17 protein-coding genes are annotated in these 19,701 nt (G+C 59.0%); 6 read left to right on the plus strand and 11 right to left on the minus strand.

Features of this window, described 5'->3' with window-relative positions; genetic code table 11:
• Nucleotides 1-95 precede the first annotated feature (95 nt).
• From HMPREF2975_RS01165 to HMPREF2975_RS01175, 3 genes are all read right to left on the minus strand, one after another.
• On the minus strand, nucleotides 96-908 hold the full coding sequence (locus HMPREF2975_RS01165; RefSeq protein WP_070725256.1) for an anaerobic ribonucleoside-triphosphate reductase activating protein: 813 nt from the start codon (nucleotides 906-908) through the stop codon (nucleotides 96-98).
• Nucleotides 905-2,758, minus strand: coding sequence for a ribonucleoside triphosphate reductase (locus HMPREF2975_RS01170; RefSeq protein ID WP_070725258.1), 1,854 nt, complete (start codon nucleotides 2,756-2,758; stop codon nucleotides 905-907). The genes HMPREF2975_RS01165 and HMPREF2975_RS01170 overlap by 4 nt, the downstream gene beginning before the upstream one ends.
• A 329-nt stretch (nucleotides 2,759-3,087) precedes the next feature.
• Nucleotides 3,088-4,125, minus strand: a complete 1,038-nt coding sequence (locus HMPREF2975_RS01175) for a phosphatase PAP2 family protein (protein WP_070725260.1) — start codon at nucleotides 4,123-4,125, stop codon at nucleotides 3,088-3,090.
• A gap of 273 nt (nucleotides 4,126-4,398) precedes the next feature.
• Here HMPREF2975_RS01175 and HMPREF2975_RS01180 point away from each other — a divergent pair, with 273 nt between their 5' ends.
• The 6 genes from HMPREF2975_RS01180 (at nucleotide 4,399) to HMPREF2975_RS01205 (ending at nucleotide 10,128) form a co-directional block, all read left to right on the plus strand.
• Nucleotides 4,399-4,878 carry a type III secretion system chaperone family protein gene (locus HMPREF2975_RS01180; protein WP_058237449.1) on the plus strand — a complete coding sequence of 160 codons (480 nt, stop codon included), beginning with the start codon at nucleotides 4,399-4,401 and terminating at the stop codon, nucleotides 4,876-4,878.
• Nucleotides 4,879-4,880: 2 nt separating this feature from the next.
• The gene (locus tag HMPREF2975_RS01185; RefSeq protein WP_058237450.1) at nucleotides 4,881-5,369 is read left to right on the plus strand and encodes a YbjN domain-containing protein; all 489 of its coding nucleotides are present in this window, start codon (nucleotides 4,881-4,883) and stop codon (nucleotides 5,367-5,369) included.
• A gap of 70 nt (nucleotides 5,370-5,439) precedes the next feature.
• A complete protein-coding gene (locus HMPREF2975_RS01190) occupies nucleotides 5,440-5,895 on the plus strand; it encodes a hypothetical protein (protein WP_058237451.1) in 456 nt (151 codons plus the stop codon).
• Nucleotides 5,892-6,371: a YbjN domain-containing protein gene (locus HMPREF2975_RS01195; protein ID WP_070725261.1), complete on the plus strand. Its 480-nt coding sequence runs from the start codon at nucleotides 5,892-5,894 to the stop codon at nucleotides 6,369-6,371. Before HMPREF2975_RS01190 ends, HMPREF2975_RS01195 begins: the two co-directional genes overlap by 4 nt.
• Nucleotides 6,364-8,934, plus strand: coding sequence for a DEAD/DEAH box helicase (locus HMPREF2975_RS01200; protein ID WP_070725263.1), 2,571 nt, complete (start codon nucleotides 6,364-6,366; stop codon nucleotides 8,932-8,934). Before HMPREF2975_RS01195 ends, HMPREF2975_RS01200 begins: the two co-directional genes overlap by 8 nt.
• A gap of 309 nt (nucleotides 8,935-9,243) precedes the next feature.
• Nucleotides 9,244-10,128, plus strand: a complete 885-nt coding sequence (locus HMPREF2975_RS01205) for a hypothetical protein (protein WP_070725266.1) — start codon at nucleotides 9,244-9,246, stop codon at nucleotides 10,126-10,128.
• Here the strand turns inward: HMPREF2975_RS01205 and HMPREF2975_RS01210 are convergent.
• From HMPREF2975_RS01210 to HMPREF2975_RS01245, 8 genes are all read right to left on the minus strand, one after another.
• Nucleotides 10,125-10,877 carry a CDP-alcohol phosphatidyltransferase family protein gene (locus HMPREF2975_RS01210; protein ID WP_227469082.1) on the minus strand — a complete coding sequence of 251 codons (753 nt, stop codon included), beginning with the start codon at nucleotides 10,875-10,877 and terminating at the stop codon, nucleotides 10,125-10,127. The two genes, HMPREF2975_RS01205 and HMPREF2975_RS01210, sit on opposite strands and share 4 nt — an antisense overlap.
• 132 nt (nucleotides 10,878-11,009) lie before the next feature.
• Nucleotides 11,010-11,630: a hypothetical protein gene (locus tag HMPREF2975_RS01215; protein WP_070725268.1), complete on the minus strand. Its 621-nt coding sequence runs from the start codon at nucleotides 11,628-11,630 to the stop codon at nucleotides 11,010-11,012.
• 34 nt (nucleotides 11,631-11,664) lie between these two features.
• Nucleotides 11,665-14,376 (minus strand): hypothetical protein, encoded by a 2,712-nt coding sequence (locus HMPREF2975_RS01220; protein ID WP_070725270.1) that lies wholly within the window; start codon nucleotides 14,374-14,376, stop codon nucleotides 11,665-11,667.
• A gap of 2 nt (nucleotides 14,377-14,378) precedes the next feature.
• Nucleotides 14,379-14,729: a hypothetical protein gene (locus tag HMPREF2975_RS01225; RefSeq protein WP_193599953.1), complete on the minus strand. Its 351-nt coding sequence runs from the start codon at nucleotides 14,727-14,729 to the stop codon at nucleotides 14,379-14,381.
• A gap of 179 nt (nucleotides 14,730-14,908) precedes the next feature.
• Complete coding sequence (locus HMPREF2975_RS01230; RefSeq protein WP_257525583.1) at nucleotides 14,909-15,739, minus strand: prephenate dehydratase; 831 nt, start codon at nucleotides 15,737-15,739, stop codon at nucleotides 14,909-14,911.
• 135 nt (nucleotides 15,740-15,874) lie between these two features.
• On the minus strand, nucleotides 15,875-17,152 hold the full coding sequence (locus HMPREF2975_RS01235) for a zinc-binding dehydrogenase (RefSeq protein ID WP_058237458.1): 1,278 nt from the start codon (nucleotides 17,150-17,152) through the stop codon (nucleotides 15,875-15,877).
• A gap of 31 nt (nucleotides 17,153-17,183) precedes the next feature.
• Nucleotides 17,184-18,224: an SDR family NAD(P)-dependent oxidoreductase gene (locus HMPREF2975_RS01240; RefSeq protein WP_070725271.1), complete on the minus strand. Its 1,041-nt coding sequence runs from the start codon at nucleotides 18,222-18,224 to the stop codon at nucleotides 17,184-17,186.
• Between the two features lie 43 nt (nucleotides 18,225-18,267).
• On the minus strand, nucleotides 18,268-19,581 hold the full coding sequence (locus HMPREF2975_RS01245; protein ID WP_070725273.1) for a PHP domain-containing protein: 1,314 nt from the start codon (nucleotides 19,579-19,581) through the stop codon (nucleotides 18,268-18,270).
• Nucleotides 19,582-19,701: the final 120 nt, after the last annotated feature.

Consider the following 19,701-nt stretch of genomic DNA (forward strand, 5'->3'; position numbering starts at 1 on the left):
AATGGTGTTACTGACAAGCCTAGCGCACCGCTGCGCGCCTGACGATCGCGCGGGCGAACTCTGCCCTATTGTCCGAGGTCACCGCACTCACCTATTCAGTGCGCGGGCCGATAGGCGAAGGTGTCGAACCCGATCTGTTCGATGTCGCGGGCCAGCGCCTCAACCTGGTCATCCCACCCCACCGCATCGGAGCGGAAACCGTCAGGCGCACCCATCGCCCTGGCCTGCTGCAAGGCAAAACGGCGAACGCCGCGCCGGAACGCCTCTCTCGCCACCGTCAAACCGTCACGCGGCCCATCGGGGTACACCGTCAGGCGCACTTCGTAATCCACCGACCGCGAGCGCGCACCGTCATCACCCTCGTCGCCAGCCGAACCAGCGCTATCCGCGCCTGGGCTGCGTTCGGCATACTCGAGCAGCACGTCCAGCGCCTCCCACGCTTTCGTACCGGCACCTTGGCGTCCCGCCACGACCTGATACGTGTCCGGCATCGCTTTAACATCAATCCCGACCCAGTCAACCAGGCCCTCAGACAGCACATCACGCAGGCGATGCGGATACGGCCCTGCGGTGTGCAAACCAATCAGGAATCCCATCTCGCGCACCCGACGCATCGCCGGTATCAGCGCCTGCTGGCGTGTGGCCTCCCCTCCGGAAAACACCACGCCATCGAGCAGTCCGCGGCGCCGTGACAGCAGATCCTCCACCGATGACCATGCGACCACGCCCGGGATCGTCGGATCGATGATCGCGTGGTTATGGCAATACGGGCACAGCCACGGACATCCCTGGCAGAACACCGATGCGACCAGCTTGCCAGGCCAGTCCACCGTTGACATCGGGGTGAGCCCAGCTATTTGAAGGTCGTCGGCGTTGACAAGGCGCCCGCGGCCTGCCTCGTCCTTCATGAAAGGGAGACGGGAGGAAAGGCGCTGACCAGTTCGCCGTGCTGAGAGGCGGCTGATTCAGTGAACATTGTGCGTTCGGCGTACTCACCCTTCTTGCCGATGTTGAAAGACTGGACGGGGCGGAAGTAGCCCATGACGCGTGTCCACACCTCACACGTCTGCGGAGCACTGTTCGGGTGGGCATCCGCGCAGCGTTCACACGTGAAGTGCTCGCCAGCCAGATACCCGTGGACCGGACAGATCGAGAAGGTCGGCGTGATTGTCACGTACGGAACCTTGAAAGCAGTCAGAGAGCGACGGACCATTTCCATGCAGGCCTTCGCAGATGAGACACGCTCCCCCATGTACAGATGAAGCACAGTGCCGCCCGTGTACTTGCCCTGCAGCACTTCCTGCTCTTCCAGAGCCTGGAATGGGTCGTCGGTGTAGCCGACGGGCAGCTGCGAGGAGTTCGTGTAGTACGGCTGATCGGCGGAGCCGGCCTGCAGGATGTCGGGGTAGCGTTTGCGGTCTTCCTTGGCGAAGCGGTACGTCGTACCTTCGGCAGGGGTGGCCTCCAGGTTGTACATGTGACCGGTGGATTCCTGCAGCTGCACCATGCGGTCGCGCACGCGATCGAGGATCTTTTCGCACATCTCGCGTCCACGCGGATCCGTGATGTCCATCTGGTCGTCGGTGAAGTTGCGGACCATCTCATTCATGCCGTTCACGCCGATGGTGGAGAAGTGGTTATCCAGCGACCCCAGGTAGCGGCGCGTGTAGGGGAACAGGCCGTGTTCCATGTGGTAGGAAATGGTTTCGCGCTTGCGCTCCAGCGTGTCGGAGGCAATGTCGATCAGCTGGTCCATCGCACCGATCAGTCCGTCCAGGTCACCCTTGTACAGGTAGCCCAGACGCGCCATGTTAAGCGTGACCACGCCCACCGATCCGGTCAGCTCGGCCGACCCGAACAGGCCGTTGCCGCGCTTGAGCAGTTCGCGCAGATCCAACTGCAATCGGCAGCACATTGATCGGATCATATGCGGATCCAGATCGGAATTGATGAAGTTCTGGAAGTAGGGCAGGCCGTACTTCGCGGTCATTTCGAACAGGCGCAGCGTGTTGGGCGAATCCCAGTCGAAGTCCTTGGTGATGTTGTACGTCGGGATCGGGAACGTGAAGACGCGTCCGTCAGCGTCTCCCCCGGTCATCACTTCGATAAACGCCTGGTTGATCAGGTCCATTTCATGCTGCAGGTCGCCGTAGGTGAAGTCGCAGATCTCGTCGCCAATCAGCGGAGCTTCATCCATCAGATCGTCGGGGCATGTCCAGTCGAACGTGAGGTTCGTGAACGGGCACTGCGAGCCCCAGCGTGAAGGAACATTCAGGTTGAAGATCAGTTCCTGCATGCACTGGACGATCTCCTCGTACGTCATGTTGTCGAGGCGGACGAATGGCGCCATGTAGGTATCGAAAGATGAAAACGCCTGCGCACCGGCCCACTCGTTTTGCAGCGTGCCCAGAAAGTTGACGATCTGACCGCACGCAGAGGAGAAATGTTTGGGTGGGGCCGAGGCGATCGCACCGGGCACACCGTTGAAGCCTTCCTGGATGAGGCGTTTGAGCGACCAGCCTGCGCAGTACCCGGAGAACATGTCGAGGTCGTGAATGTGCAGGGCGCCCGAGCGGTGCGCTTCACCGGCTTCCGGTGAATAGATCTTTTCCAGCCAGTAGTTTGCGACCATCTTGCCGGAGGCGTTGAGGATCAAACCGCCCAGGGAGTACCCCTGGTTTGCGTTCGCATTGACGCGCCAGTCGGAGCGTTCCAGGTATTCATCAATTGTGCTGATGGCATCTACGTCATAGCGCACGGTTCAGTCTCCTCTGCCTTGATGTGGGGTCGACGCGCGGAAAGCCCGCCACGCGTCGGGGGTTTCGTCACAGGAAAACAGCCCGTACTCGGGCTGCTGCGGCGTCAGGCCGTCGTTCTTGTCAACGTTGCGTGAACACCATATCTAGTTGCCGTTTTAAATTCCACCCACTAGATGTCGTGGTTCGGCGTGTCGCATGCGTCAGCTTTGATTCCCTCGTCGAGCATGGGCCGAAAGTCCCCATCTCGCCCAGTGGGCGTTGCACAGCGTCCCCCTCGTCGGTCACTTTGTGCGTGTTGTCATTGACGAGGGCGACCGCGCCCGCTGTTTCACCGACTGTTGCGAGATTGCGGCTGCGCCCACGACAGGCGGTCCACCTCGCACATCACAGCCCCCGCGATACCACTGAGCATGAACATGACGGCCAGGGCGAGCCACCTGGTGCGCGCCGGGTCACTGGCAACGAACTGTGCGTAACCCAGGTCCCACGCGCCCGGCGCAAAGTGCGAGACGATGTCGACGTTGGGCATGAAATACCATGCGATGAGGAGCGCGAAGATGATCGCGCAGCCACAGAAGAAGGACAACATGCGCCGCGCCATCACGCCGTGCCGCCTGCGGTGTTCAACGGGTGCGAGCAGCTGCGCCCATGTGCCGGCCACCAGCACTGCGACCAGAACATCGGAAGGGCGATGCCAACCATACATGATGACGGTCATGGCCATGAGCGTGGTCCAGATCCACCCGACGTAGGCGGCCGGGGTGCGCACCCATCGAGGCGCCACGATGACCAGGGCGAGCGCGATGGATGCGGCAAACGTTGTGTGGCCGGAGGGCAGTGAGTTTGCGATGTGGATCGACGATCCCAGATCCGGTCGCGCGATCAGGAGTTTGACCAGCTGCGTGGTCAGATTTGCCGCAACGACGACGATGATGGCACGCACGGCCAGGTGCCACCGCCTGCGCGCAATCGCAACGACCGCGACAACGACACACATGACAACGACGGCCTGCCAGGAGGCCAGGTGAACCAGGATGCGGCCCACCGGCGCAACAGTGGGGCGCCACGTGGCCAGCGTTTCCATCAATGCCGTATCCCAGGCCTGCCCAACTGCCGTGAAGACGGCGCCGCGAATCGTCACCACGATCACGACGATATACACCACGGCTGACACAATCCGGCGGAACAGCCGTGCGCTGTATCCATCCGGGCGGGCGGCCCACTGCTGCGCCGGGCGAGATGATGGCCCGATTTGGTAGGACGCGGACGGCGATGTGGATGAGGCCGGTGGTCCGGCTGCGCGCTGACCAGCACCATCTTCGGGCACCTGCCGCACGTCAGGGCGAGGCTCGTCAGGCATGGCCATCTCGCTTACTCCTCGGTTCGTGTTGAGCATTCCCGATAGAAACTGTATTCCATGATGCGCCAACTTCCGAGCACGGTTTCACGGCCGCGCGCCGCCCAAGCGCGCGAGTCACACTCGTCTAGACATGTAGGATCTTGCGGCTCTTCGCAACGAAGTTCTGCCGCCCTCTTTTCCCTCACGTAGGATGAAGAAAATGAGGCCTGGGCACCTCGCTCAGGAAACGGCACGATAAGCGCATATGATGAAAATGCATCGGCAGCTGACAAGGGAGGGATGAGCGTGTCACCATCACAGACGTCGCCCGTCACATCGACCCGACTGGATCGGACTCTGACGGATCTTCATGTCGATTTCCGCCCCTCCTCAACCGATGACGCAGTGTTCACCAGCCTGGAACAAAACGCGTTCTACTTCTGGGATCTGTCCCACCCTGATTTCTTCCGTATCCGCGCTCACTGGCGCGGTGAAGCTCCTGATGAAGACAGCCGCACCGAACTTGAACTGGTAGCCGCCAAGATCAATCCAGTCGAGTTCAGCCCCAAGCTCTTTATCGTGCCACTGGCTGACGATGAGGGATACCAGCTCGTAGCCGAGACGACCCTCATCATTGCGGACGGCGTCAGCGACGAACAGCTGACCGGGTTCATCACGCGCTCGGTGGCATCCATTGCTGAAGTTCTGCACGCCCTCGAACGCCAATTGCCGGACATGGTGACCTGGGATGTGGACGCGCCGCACGAGGAGGATCGCTGACCATGTCTGACGCACCTGCAATTCTTCCTGTCGACCTGGATCGCATTGAGCGCGCACTGCGCGACGTGGGCACACATCCGCGTCCCTCCGCATCCAACCCGACACAGCTTCAGGTCAGACTTGGCAGTGACCTGTTTTTCGTCTCCCTTTCCGAGGGCGACGATCCGTGGCTGACTGTCAGTGCTGCGCGCCTGATCACACGCCTCTTTTCGCGCCAGGCTGGCACGTTAATTGAACGAGCCAACCAGTGGAATGCGCAGCGGGTGACACCCACGGCGTTTGTCCAGACCGATGCTCAGGATCGTTCCTTCGTCTTTACCCGCCTACGCGTCTCAACAGCACACGGCCTGTCAGATGCGCAGCTTCGAACCAATGTCAATGTCGGGCTCAAGGGCGGCAGACAGGCTCTGGACTTCATTGACGGCGTAAGCCAGCCGCCAGCCACTACGGCCCCGACATCTCAGCGCGCTGAAAGCGATGACGTGTCATAGGGTGTTGGCAATGCCAGTGCGCCCACTTTTCCACGTATCCGCCACTCGTCCTGAGCCAGAGGAGGTCGTCATGGTTGCGTTGTCCCGTCCCATTGATGTCCAGCGCATACGCACATTGCTTGCGGGCAATCACGTGCATTTTGATGACTGGGAAAACAACCAACTCGTCGTTCCCACCCCGAACGCGATTTACCTGTGGGATGCGACGTATCCGAATGTGCTGATCATGCGGGGCATCTGGCGAGGCATCGCACGCAACGACGCTCAGTTCTACGCACTCGAATGTGAAATCGAAGCCTGCAATTCGATGCGTACGGCACCCAAGGCTTACCTGGCGCCCCTGGAAGATCAGACGAGTTTCGGCCTCCACACCGAATGCGCCATCCTCACGTCAGCAGGTCTGACCGACCAGCAGCTCTCCACGTTCTACGAAACTTCGATGGCGATGACCATGTCGTTCTTCCACGATCTGGAGGCAACACTGCCCGAATTCATCACATGGGAACGCGAGGAGGAGGCACAATGAACACGTCGCTGCATTCAGTGCCTGATTCAGCGGATTCCGCGCGCCCCACACCGGTCAGCCTGGATCGCGTCATCAGCTGCGCCCACGCGTTGACATACGAGCTGGGTGTCCTCGTCAAAGATCAGGCAGCCGGAGTAGTGATCGAGGAGGTTCCTTTCCTCTTCTCCTTCGATGCGAGCGAGCGCTTCCTGTGTGTTCGCGCAGTGTGGGATACCGATGCGCAGCCTGGTCGGTGCAAGAAGCAGCTCTTTGCCGCATCCGACTGGTGGAATCGTGAGAAGTTCATTCCCACCGTCTACACGATGAACAGCCCCGATCACCACGTCCAGGTGTGCGCTGACTTTACCGTTGACACGCAGTGCGGCCTCACGGACGCTCAATTGTCCGACAACCTCGCAGCAGGGGTGAGCGCCGGCCTCGAAGCCATCGCCTACATGCGTCAAGCGTTCACCCATACGTCGTGTCCCAATGGCTGATGTCGCAGGTGCCGGTTCGACGAGGGCGCCCTCGTCCCTGAGCGCGGGCATTGACGACCTTCTTGCGATGCTGGAGCGCATTGGTGCGCGTGACGATCGGCTGGTCCACGTTCACAGCATTCCTGCACGACCGGCACGCACCGCACCGTGGCCTGGGTGGATCAACCCCTCCGTCACACACGCGGGCGCTGACCTGGGTATCGAGCACGTGTGGGAGCACCAGCGGCGCGCACTGGACGCCGTGCACGCCGGGCAGGACACAGTTGTTGCCACCGGGACTGGCTCCGGGAAGTCTTTGGTCGCATGGGTGCCGATTCTGTCCGATCTGGCCGACCACGCCGCATCCGACAGGCCGGCGCGTATCTCCGAAGTGCACCACCGGCCCACACTGTTGTACCTGTCCCCCACGAAGGCGCTTGCCGCCGACCAGTTGAGCGCACTGCACAAGTGGATCAACACGGCGCAGGGCACGCAGTGGGGAGTGCGCGTGAGTACGGCGGATGGTGATACACCACGCGAGGCGAAGGACTGGGCGCGTGCTCATGCCGACATCGTCTTGACCAATCCTGATTACCTGCATTTTGTCATGCTGCCTGGTCATCAGCGGTGGACACGACTGCTGGCTTCCCTGCGTTACATCGTCATCGATGAGCTGCACTACTGGCGCGGCATGACTGGCTCCCACATTGCCCTGGTCATTCGCCGCCTGCTGCGTATTGCCCGCCACCTGGGTGCGAACCCCACCGTCATCATGTTGTCCGCCACTGTGCGTGACCCTCACGATGTCGCCCGTCAGATGACGGGGCGTGAGGACATCTGCGCCATTACCGAGGACGGCTCACCTGCCGGTGAGCATCAGCTCATACTGTGGCAGCCTGCGTTGCGCCCCGACCCGGACGATATCCCCATTGACGCATTCCTGGACGCGCTGGCTGACAATGAGCCGGTCGTGCTGGAGAAGGCACCGTCCACGTGGCGTATCAGCGCCACGTCCGAGGCTGCCTCGCTCATCGCTGCTTTGGTGGAGCGTGGCGCTCGTCTCCTGGCATTCGTGCGCTCACGCGTGGGAGCTGAAACCCTGGCGGCGCATGTGCGCGACATACTGTCTGCCTCATTGTCTCCGCTGGTTGGGTCCGTTGCCTCCTACCGGGGCGGATATCTGCCTGAAGAGCGCCGAGCATTGGAACGTTCTTTGCGGTCTGGGCAGCTGAGGGCGGTCGCCACGACAAATGCACTGGAACTGGGCATGGACGTGTCCGGACTGGACGCGACCATTACTGTCGGCTGGCCGGGTACGCGCGCATCCTTGTGGCAGCAGGTGGGCCGTGCCGGTCGGGCCGGAGCGCGCGGCCTTTCGATTCTCATCGCCAGCGACAATCCGCTCGACTCCTACATCATCCATCACCCCGACGAACTCACCCGGGAGGTTGAAGCCGCGGTCATTGATCCGCTCAATCCGTGGGTCCTGGCGCCTCACCTGTGTGCCGCCGCTCAGGAGCTGCCGCTGACCGCTGACGATGCCGCTTGCTTCGGTCTGCCTGACGGTGACACCTCTATGTTCGATGACCTGGCTGATCAGGGGCTTTTGGTGCGCCGCCCGGCAGGCTGGTACTGGGATGTCACGCGCGGCGACCGCGCAGCTGATCTGACCGATTTACGAGGGGGCGGCGGCGAAGTCCAGATCATTGATCAGGCCACCGGCACCGTCATCGGCACAGTCGACGAGGGGTCCGCCGACGCTCAGGTTTTTCCAGATGCCATCTACCTGCATCAAGGGCGCACCTATCACGTACTGAGCCTGGCACCGCTGTCACCTGGTGACGGCGGACGGGTCGCCCTCGTCGAACCTGTCTCAACGCAGCTGCGCACCCGCGCGAAACAACACGTTGCTGTCTCCATCGTAAGTACATCCCAGGAGTGGCACAGTGCAGATGGCGCGGTCACATGGCACACCGGCGAGGTTGACGTCACCACTAGAGTCACTGACTACGACCTGCTTCGACTTCCGGGCCTGGAATTCATCCGTAACCGCGAGCTGTCGTTGCCGTCCCACACGCTGGAGACTGTAGGCGTGTGGTTCACTCTGGCTCCCGGTGCACTGCGCAGCATTGGCCTGACGCAAGCTGAACTGCCGGGCGCTTTGCATGGCGCTGAGCACGCGATGATTGCACTGCTACCGCTGCTGGCGACCTGTGACCGCTGGGACTTGGGCGGGCTGTCGACCGCGCTGCACGAGGACACTGACGCGCCTACCGTCTTCGTGTTCGATGCCTATCGCGGCGGCGCTGGTTACGCGATGTACGGGTGTGCGCATGCTGCGCGGTGGGTGCAGGCAACTGTGACGCGCCTGCAGGAGTGTCCGTGTTCGGACGGGTGCCCGTCGTGCGTGCAGTCTCCCAAGTGCGGCAACGGCAACGAGCCGCTGTCGAAGGCTGGCGCGATCGCGGTGCTGGAGTTCCTGGCCAGTCACTGCCCACCGGAGGAGGCGGCGCCCTCGGATTCGCCCACGCCGTCTGCTTCTCCCGAAGCTTTGTCTTCCTGCCCCGCGACCGTCCGATCCTGAGTCGAGGATCTCACCACAGGACCAAAATTCACAGGGATTTTTAAGGTTCGCTCAAAGCTATTCCAAGGTAGGGCCCGTAGTGTTGACACCATCGAGCCAACGAGGTTCTATAGCGACTGTTTCAAGGGAGCTGTTTCTCGATTAGACTCGCACTGTGTTGATGGGATGCCTGAGGGGCCGGTCTGCTGACCGGCCCCTCAGTGCGTCTGCACATCGCGTCTGCTTACCTCCAACACTTCAGCCTCGCAGATACGCCACTACCGACGCACCTTTTACCGCGCGAGAGGTCTCGACATGTACTGTGTGTAGGTGCATCTTCTTCTGGGAATCTCTTTCGCCAGCGACATCAGCCTCGACCCGGTGTCCGTGCGCGGAGCTGCAGGTGTCGAACGCACAGGCGACCTGCGGGATCGCCACGTCCGCGAATTCTCCCACGTCATTGATCCCACTCGCCCTGACAATATCCGCGAACTGCAGGTCACGCTGCGTGACTCGGTACGAAAACGCGAACGGCTCTGGCTTTTGATGATGACGCCCACCGATCGCGCGCACTGGGAACAGTGGCTGGCCCCCGACCTGCTCCACGAGCTCGGACCCGTGCAGACCTACGAGGGGCAGCAATGCCAGCCCATCGGCGTAGCCCCGCGTCTGTTAATCCCATTCCTTCTGGAACGAGGCAGACCTGAGGACCTGGCGTTCCTTCACCATGCCCTCACGGGCCTGGATGCACTTTTGGTTTCAGCTTCCACTTACCGCAGCCTCACGCAGGCAGGTATCCGCCTACAACACCGTTTCATGGTCACGCGAATACTGACGAATCCGAAGTTCCTGGCTTACGCGGTTGTGCTGATCTACTCGGCGCTGCGCGTGTTGCCCGTGTCGTATGTGCGCGAATTCCACGGCTCGCTTCTGTTGTTGTGGCTCATCGACCTGACGACGGCGATTCCCTACACGTGGGGCGTGCTCACGATGGTGACGGCCGCGCATTTCCTCAAACGCATGGCAGGACTGGCCGTCACCGTCATCACCTTCGTCGCGCCCTACGTGTACTTCGGGCTCAACGGAAAAGACTACCCCGGGTACGTCATCGTGATCATCGCACTGCTGATTGCCTCTGCTTTCGTGCTCGAAGGTTTCAAGTACTGGCTGGACCGGCGTGCCAATCGCCAGCTCTCCAGCATCGAGCCTGATTAGGACACGTGGCGCTTGGAGGGGCGCCCTCGTACGGTACGTTCTGCGCTGACGACCATCAGCCACACGCCAGCCACGAGCCACACGATCATGAGCCACAGCGGGCGAGCCGGGTACAACCCCACCATCACCGCAGTTGTCACGACCCACAAGGCGGCGGCAGTGGCATTGAAGATGCGCAGGTGAGTGACTCTGAAGGGATGGATCCACTTGAACGGGATAACGGCCAGCACGGTGAAAATCACGACGATCAGCCAGTTGAACCACCAGGGCGTCGCGAACAACCACATGATAATAGCGACGACGTTCCACGCTGCCGGGAACCCTACAAAATACCAGTCCGAGGACTTCATCTTCGTGTTGGCGTAACAGAACATGGATGAGCCGAGGACCAGTGCTGCAGCAAGGATTGGCCATTTGCCCGGCCCGAGCGGAATGTAAAGGAACATGAACACCGCTGGAATGAATGTCCACGTCAGATAGTCCACGACGTTATCCATCATCACGCCAGAGAACCACGGGACCACTTTCGTCACGTCAGCCGCGCGTGACATTGGCCCGTCAACAGCGTCCACAATCAGCGCAATTCCCAGCCACAGCCACATCATCTTGATGTCGCCAGAGCGCAGTGAGTCGACTGCCAGCAGTGCCCAAAGCAGACCGCTCATGGTGAAAGCATGGATGCACCATACGGTCACTCGTCGTTCAATGGACCACTGTGTCTCGTTCACCGCGTGAGTGTCTGCGCTCATGTTTCCCTCGATTGTTGCCTACAACGATGCTGAACGAGACAATACACGAAAAAACTGCTCATTCCGGCGATCGTTGGGCACATCACCTGCGGTGGAGCCAGATGATCGGCTCCGGTTACCTGCGCCGCGCGTTCAGCTCCACGTCACGGTGTCGAGGGCGGCCACGAGTTCGTGCGGCAGCGCCTCGTTCGGCGCACTTCGAAGGGTCATCACCCACATGCCATCAGGTCGAGCCACGTACACAATCATGGTCTCGACAGCACCCTCATCCTCATCCGCAACGAAAGCCAGTCCCGTGGCTTGACAGCCGTCGATACTCCGATCAGGCAATGCCTCAGTGTTGGACACGCGAGAGTTCTCCTGAGCGAGTTTGATTCTGTCTTCTCGCATGTCAGCAGGGTCCGGGATCAGCTCCATCGGATCAGAGCGAGGTTCTTTTGTGTCGATGTCTCCCCAGTCGAAAATGTGGTAGCGCACGACTTCGGCCGTTGCGTTTGAATCCGGATCAGTGGACGCTTCAATCCGATAATCCACTGTCGGATTATCCGGAGTTTCACGGATGACCCACCCGCCGGGCAAGTCAATATTCATGGTGTTGACCTCCTTGGATTGGTCATCATCGGATGATTGCATGCACTGCGTCGAATCCGACATCGATGATTCCGACTGCCCCAACGTAACGTCGCATCCAGTCAAGTGTCCCATTGAAACAAGTCCAATGGTGACCAGTGCATACCGCCACAGTCTCCTCATCTTTCAACAGCCTTCCATGCGATTCAATGAGTCCTTAGTTCCCGCCTTGCGCGTTCTTTTCATTTTGCTGAGTGTCATTGAACACCGAATTGACTTCGTGCTCAATATTCGCAGTATTCTCATTATTGTTGATGAAATTCTGGAAGGCTGTGCGTTGTTCCGGTGAAAGATCCTCGTAGTCTTTCAATGTCCCATCAGAATTGTAATAGTCGTCCAGACCGGCGCCAGAGCGAGTGCTCAAAAAGCTTCCATCAGGCTGTTTGCCCATAACTGGCGCGCCCATGACTTCCGAATCGGCATAACGTGAGTACAACGACTGAGCCATCAAAGTACGCGCAACTTCCTGATCATTAATGCGTGAAGCCTGCGCCAGTTCAGCGTGATTGGTCGGCAGAAATTGGTCAAGAGCCATGTCAGTTCCGGCACCGAGTGCCTGACCCGCGATAAACTGCGTAACTTTGCCGGCGCCGGGAATTTTGCCCGGCAGTCCTGCTGCACCAAGACCCCCCTCAGCGAGCTCTCGCCAGCGTTTGTTGGTTTCGTCAAGCCATTCGGCATGAGCCCCGTCTGCGGCTCCGTGCGCACCGAACAATTGATTGAAACCGGGCGCCCATTTTTGAGCAATGTTTTGTACGCCTGCTGTTGTCGGCGACGAACCATCGACGTCTTCCTGGAACTTCTCAATTGCCGAAAGTCGCAGATTATCAATTGCGGGTCCGCGTCCACCGATGTACGAACCGTCATCCATTTTTACCGGATGATCAAATGCCAAATCAGTCAGCAGGCTCTTCTCACCTAGAAGCGATTTCCTGAGATCTTTAGAGAACGCAAACGATGCCCGATCATCATTCAGACCCATTTCCGCTACGGTGTTTTCAGCACTCGACCCAGAACCGATTTCGAACAGAAGATTATCAACTCGAGGCGCAAGCGCGACGCCAGCCCAGCTTCTCAGTTGACTGTTCATCATGCCGAAGCGATTTTCGCCTTGTGATTCTCCAAAGTCTTTCAGGCCATCTTGATACCCCTGAACAAAGTCCATGGTGATTTGCGCAGACTTCTTCTCACGATCCGCCCATTCTGCATACGCTGGATCGTCGGGAGAGGCGTCAGGCTTGTCAACAAGCATCGTATTTTGCGCAATGACCTCACCAAATGCATCTCCCTGATCAGTCCATCCGCCGAAGATATCAGTAATAGCGCGGTGCCCTGTCAGGTACTCCGTCATCGACATCGCCCGACCGTCAACAGCAAAATCTGTATTACTGGCAAGCAGGTTACGCACACCATCTGCGCGTTCAGTTTCTGCGGCAGACAAAGAATCCGGTGTCCCATCGGCAAAAGAGTCGGGCATATCCATCAATTTCATCATGGAGGTGACAGGATCAAGTGTCCAGCCGTAGGCACCGTAGCTGCCTCCAGGCATGTGCGAGCCAATCCATGAAGAGTACGGGAAAGCGTTTTGTCGCAACTCAGGATGCTCATTATCCCAGGTGATAATGTCGCGAGCTATCGAGTCTTTCCCGTTGTAATCTTCAACGAATCCTCCACCAAGTGAAATGTTTTCATTTTCTGACGCTACGCCGAGCATGTGCCCAACGTATTCATAGCCATAATGAGTTCCAGCCATCCCCGCGAAATTGGGGTCAACAGGTTCTCCGGAAGAGTCGACAAGCGTGTGGCCATACTTCTTCAAGCCATCCAGATTATGCTCCTGAACAGCGGAATAATACTGTCCATCAGATGCCATCAGGCCGTCTTGCACCACATTGAAACTGTTCTGGGCGCTCTGGTATGCAGGATCACCATTCATTCCCCCAGTTGACAGAACCATGGCTGTTCCCAGCGAACGCGTCACATTTTCGATTGCTTTATCGAAATCGGTGTCAATTTCATGAGTCCCTGGATCAACAATCTGTCCCTTGAAATCCCCCATCCTCGCCACAAACCGGGCCATATCCTCAGGAGGTACCCGTTCGGCCAGCGCATTGGCAAAGAACGGGTTATCCAGATCGTCGGCGTATTTCTTATTGAATTCCTTGATGTTTTCAATGAGATCCGGGGAAGACATATCAAGAAGATCAGCAGCGTCGTCCGCTATGCCCTGACAGTATTCCCATTCGGCCTGGCCATCTACCAGCGGCATGTCGTCGAATAGGCTCTTTCCTATCGAGTCTCGCCCACCCTTGCGATCAGCAGCCGATACGATTGAATTGATTGATCCGGTTAAAGCGGACGCAGTAGCTGACGCCTCACTATCCAGTCTTTCCATCTCATTTTTATATGATTCTCTCAGACGAGTCTGCTGAATATCTTTTGACTCAATGATCTCTCCATGGCTCCGGCTGTACTCAAGACGATCCATCGGATTGTTTGTGTTTTGTCGGGCGTCTCTGTCGGCATTGAGCGCGTTGATTCTCTGCGTAGCTTCTGCTTCAGCGTCATCCCATTCCTGCTGCCACCGCTCAACCTTGCGGATGGCTTCGCCTACAGTGTGAGCCCAGTCCCGTAGTGAATTCACAGGATTTGAAAATGATTTAGCCAATGTGGAGACGTGTGTCGACAGTGATTGAGCTTCCGAACAGTACTTTTGAGCAGCCTGGCCTTCCCAGCCCGGCACCTGATCTGCTCCAGATGCGATTTGGGTGTTCGCGATACGTTTACTCACCATCTCGAAATCGTCGGCATACGCGTTCGCGCCTGCCTGGATATCAGGCGGGGTGGGCAGTTCGTCAGCACCAGCCATAGTCAGCCTCCCAACCTCTCACTCAGCACTGCGATACCTTCGCGGACATCTCGTATGAAGAGATTTCCATTCGCCGCTTCAGTTTTGTCATAGTTGGCAATTGCTTTTTCCTGACCTGATCCCAGAACAGCGCAGGCATCCGAAAATTCAAAGATCACGTCCTTCATGCCATCGCGATAGTTCCTCACTGCATCGCGCAGGGATTGAACACCTTCGTTCGGGCCTTCTGGCAGATTCTTCGCAATTCCCACTATGGAAATCTGTCTGGCAACAGCACCGATTCTCCCGAATTCTTCAGAATCGGTCCAATCTTTCTTCGCGCTCACACCAACGGCAGCGCGGTCGAATTCCAAGTCAGCCATCGAACTGTCAATCTCTCGTCTCGGAGGAACTCAGGCGTTACTACATTAAATGGAGAATTGACTGTCAGTCAATAGTTCTGACTATTTTCTTTTCATGTTCCTCGCCGATCATGAAAAGGAAAGGTTACAAGGCACAGATGAAGGACCGAGACAGCCGCAACGATAGGGAACTACGCCAGTTCCTCGCGGTAGGGGTCCGCCGGGTAGCAGCCCATGACTTTCATGTCCGCGACGTAGAAGTGCAATTCATCGAGGGCACGCTTGACGTTTGGATCCTCCATGTGCCCATCGAGGTCGACATAAAACTGCGTGGCGCAGAAAGAGCCCCCCAGCTGGTAGCTTTCCAGCTTTGTCATGTTCACCGAGTTCGTCGCGAATCCGCCCAGGCATTTGTACAGCGCGGCAGGCACGTTCTTGGTGCGAAACAGAACCGTTGTGATGGCTGGCCGTGTCTGGCTCACCTCTGGCTTGGGCGACAGGACAAGGAATCGCGTCGCATTGTTGTCGTTGTCTTCGACATGGCTTTGCAGCACCGCCAGATCGAATTTGTCTGCAATTCCGGAGGGAGCCAATGCCGCTACGGATCGGTTCCCCATCATCGCAACTTCACGCGCAGCCCCTGCCGTATCGGCACTGATGTGGCGCGTCCACTTCCAGTTGGCAAACAGTTTCGTACACTGGCCGAATGCGTGGACGTGGGAGCGCACGGAGCGGATCGACTCCAGTGTCGCACCCTGGGGTGCCACCAGATCGAAGTGGATCGGCAGAAACAGTTCACGGGTGATGTACAGGCCAGAGTTGGGCAGCAGCTGGTGCGGGTCTGCGACGCGACCGGCCGAGGAGTTTTCCACCGGTATTACTGCTACATCAGCTGCCTGGTCGTGCACTGCATCGAAAGCGGCGGTAAACGTCTCGCAGGGCGCAATCGTTGCGTCCGGAAAGAGTTGGAGAGCACCCACTTCGGAATTCGATCCGGCCTCTCCCTGTATCGCAACTGTCATCCCGCGTGTCATGAAAATTAGGCTATCAGGGCGGCAGCGTTCTTCTCACATCGTGTGAGCAGGATCTACAGAAGCGATTATGGGTCGCCCTCGTCCATCACAATGAACGAGGGCGACCCATGACGCGCGACGATGCTACTCGTCAATCGACGGCGCGTGCTCCAGGAGGTATTCTTCAGCCTGCTTGTTCCACAGACCGTTGTTCGCCTTGCACAGGCGATCCAGCTCCGCATAGAACGGATCCGTCTTGCCGCGCTCAGCGAAATCGTCAATTGCGACCAGATCCAGCCTCTTGTGGGTGTAGATCAGCTTCTTGCCACCGGGAATGTTCGGCAGATTCAGCGTCGTTTCCTCGACCACGTTCAGACCACCGATGTGGGTGACCAGGACGGCCGGGTTCAGCTTGCCTGATTCAAACATATCGATCGCATCAGCGACGTCCTCGTACGTGCCACCGGTTGTGGCCACGTAGTGGTGACCTGAGTAGTGGATATCGTAGAAGTTGATCGTCGCCTCAAAATCGTTACGCGGCGGGCCGGCGAAGAAGTTCATGCAGCCTTCGCGAGCCAGCAGCTTCGAGCCGAGCTCCACGACCGGACGCACCGGAGCGAACACGAAGACGTCATCAAACAGTTCGCCCTCGTTGATCTTTGTCAGCTCCGCGACCGGATCCTCCATGTCGCCGGTGTTGACGTAGTGAAGCTCGATGCCGTTCTTCTTCGCATCTTCAACGGTCAGCAGCGCGGCTGCACGATCGAGGCGATCCTGTGCAATGTCGGTGACGACGATACGGCGCGGCTTGCGCTCCTGATGCAGTGCCACGTCCAGGCCGGCCAGTCCCATCGGGCCGACGGATGCGAGCATGGCCAGTGTGCCGCCCTCGCGAATACCCATGTAGTGCGTGTAGTCGTTCGGCTTCATGTGGTACTGCGCCTTGAATGCGCCGATGACGCACGAGTACGGCTCGGTCAGGGAGCCAGTGAAGAAGCTGTCTTCCTTGTATTCGAACAGGCAGTTGGACTCCATGACCTCGCTGGGGATCACGACGTAGGTCGCGTCGCCGCCGATGTACTGGTAGGAGTATCCCGGTGCCCACAGTGTTCCCTTGTAGTTCAGGGCGGGCTGAATGGCGAACTTCATGCCGGGTGTGAACTGGTCAGCCCACTTGGAGCCGACCTTCTTGATCGTTCCGCAGAATTCGTGCCCGACCATTGTCGGGGTTTCCGCCAGCGATCCGCGCACGCGTTTGTGCGCCTCGCCCTGGTGCGCGAGCTTGTTGGTGGACATGCAGATCGAGTCTGACGTGACTTCAGCGAGGATTTCGTCCTCACCGATTTCAGGCAGGTCGAACGTTTCCAGGCGGAGGTCCTCCACTCCGTGGATACGCACTGCAGTTGTTGTCTGAGTGGACATTGAAATGTGTTCCTTTCGGCCTGTGGCCCTGTTAATTCATCATGACCTGACCGCCGGTGACGGGCACCGCCTGGCCAGTTTCATAGGCTTGCTCAACGATGTAGTAGATGGCGCGCAAAACGTCGATGCCCTGTGCGCCGCGATGCATCGGCACCTTCGCTTCGTAGTATTCCTTCACATCGGCAACGGTCTTTGCGCCTGGTACCTTCCCTGAGTTGAGGTACTGGACGAACAGTCCGCGATCAGGGTCTGACCACAGTGGTCCGTCGAGGAAGTTGCCCGGGCACACAGCGTTGACTTTGATGCCGTGGGCGACCAGTTCGAGGGCGAAGGACTGCACCAGTCCGAGGCCACCGAACTTCGACCCGGCATAGGCGGCGTTCTTGTTGGATCCTTCCAGGCCGGACTTGGAGTTGACCTGGATGATGTCAGTCAGCCACTGGGGTGCAGCCTTGTGCTGGCGGGCCAGAAGATTGCCGCACGCCTGAGTGACCAGGAAGAACGCAATGTAGTTGATGTTCGTGGACAGGCGGAATGCGGACGGGTCCTGCGTCAGGACGCTTCCAGCGCGCACGATTCCGGCGTTGGAGACCACCAGGTCAAGCCCGCCGGCCACGCGCTCAATTTCCTCAGCCATCGCTGCCACTGATTCCTCGTTGGACACGTCTACCGTGATCGGCCATGCGTGTTCGCCGAGTTCTTCGGCCTTGGCGCGGGCGCCTTCTTCGTTGAGGTCAGCAATGAAAACGAAGCAGCCCTGGTCGATCAGACCGCGTGCGATTTCAGCACCGAAGCCCTGCGCGCCGCCCGTTACGACGGCAATCCTGCCGGAGATCTCGCGTTCACCGCGTTTACCTGTTTCGGTGACCTCGAAGATGTCCTCTCCGCATCTGACGGTGACCGGTAGGTTCACGCCGCCCAGAAGCTCGTTCACCTCCGAGTCATTCATCTGGATCAGGCTGTCTTCGTCTGCAGGCAGCGTGATCGTTGCTTCCTTGTCGCTGCGGCTGACCAGAATTGGTCGACCTAGTGCGCGCAGAAACACTCCGCGCACGATAGGTGCAACGCTCATCTTTCATTCCTCCACATCACTTGGGTCTTGGGTAAGCCTGTGATCACGCCGTCAGGCGTGAAGCTATGTCCTCGGCGGGCGTCCCGTCGGCGTATTCGCGGCCAAGCGGCGCGTATTGTTCGATGCGGGCCGCCAGGTCCTGCGGGCTCAGTCGACCTGATCCCAGCAGGTGCAGCTGCGGGTCCACACTGGTGAGTGCTTCGTGCGCCACGAGTGCCCAGGTCGCCTGGTTGAGTCCGGCAAATTCCTCTCTGCGCAGCTCAGGGCAGTTGAAGGATTGGCGCGGCTGGTTGATGTCCACACCGGAGATTTCCAGCATGCCGTGCTGCGTGGCCAGTTCATGAATCCGGGCAAGCTGCTCATCGGTGTTGCGTGGCGGCATGTAGGTCACTGCCCTGAACCCGCGTTCCTCCAAAGCTTCGAACAGCTCATCAAGGAAGGAGTCTTCAAACTTCTCCGCCTTCTTGTCTCCTGTCGGTGAGGCTGACACGTCTCCCAGGTAAGCGTAGGTCGCGATCGCGCCGATCGAATCAGCAAAGGCGACGACCTCGCGGGCGGTCGGGCATTCCTCGTGAGAAGGCTGAATGTAGATCTGCTGCAGGTATTCAGATTTGAGCAGGCCGAGCAGGTCGTACATCAGGTACGGATTGGCCTCGTCTCCCAGTCGATCGACGAGGGGGGCCGGCACCTCCACATTCATGGTCGCCAAGCCGTCAAGCAGAGCCTGTCCCCTGCCGAAACCGTTGATCAGTGCGCGCGCCATCGCTGCAAGCAAGTGGCGTTCCGTGATTCCGCCGCCGTTGGCATATTGGGAGTGATCCACCATGTCGCGCTGTGGATCGAAGGGAGTCAGATTCAGGCCGGCCAAAATCTTGTTGGCACGTTCGGCCATTTCGAGGGTGCGCTGCAGGCGTGCCACTCGCTTGGGTGCAAGCCACTGATCGGCCTTTTCACGGGACGGCGCCGGAACTCCCTGGACGGTCAGGTAGGCCATACCCGCTGAATCGGGGTTGTTGAGTTTGCGCGATGCAAACGGGCCGTCGGGCGTATCGTCGAAGAACGCGCGGATTTCAAAGCCGGTCACCGAACCCATCGACAGGATACGGCAAGCCTCGCTCATTTCCGGGGCGGCAGCGATCGAGTCGTGGTCAACGGACCCAACAACCCGCAGCCCTGCCTGCCTGGCTCGCAGTGCAGCATGGGTCGGTGTGTACGGGCTGAAGGAGTAGCACGTGTGGATGTGGTTGTTGGATTCTGGCGCCCACGCAGGGAACGTGAAGTGTGCGGCGCCCTCACGCAAAGCATCGAGGCGTTCACTCTGAGTGAGGCTGACATCGTTAGTAACTGGAACGCTCATATTTCCTCTGCTGGGTTCGTTGTCGGCCAGGTGCTCACGGCATCGCTCAGTGAGCACCGTGGCCGTTGGATATGTTGTGGCTGCGAGTGGGATACGGCGGTGAGGTGGCAGCAGCCTTTT

Source organism: Actinomyces sp. HMSC065F12, from assembly GCF_001814535.1.
GTDB lineage: Bacteria > Actinomycetota > Actinomycetes > Actinomycetales > Actinomycetaceae > Pauljensenia > Pauljensenia radingae_A.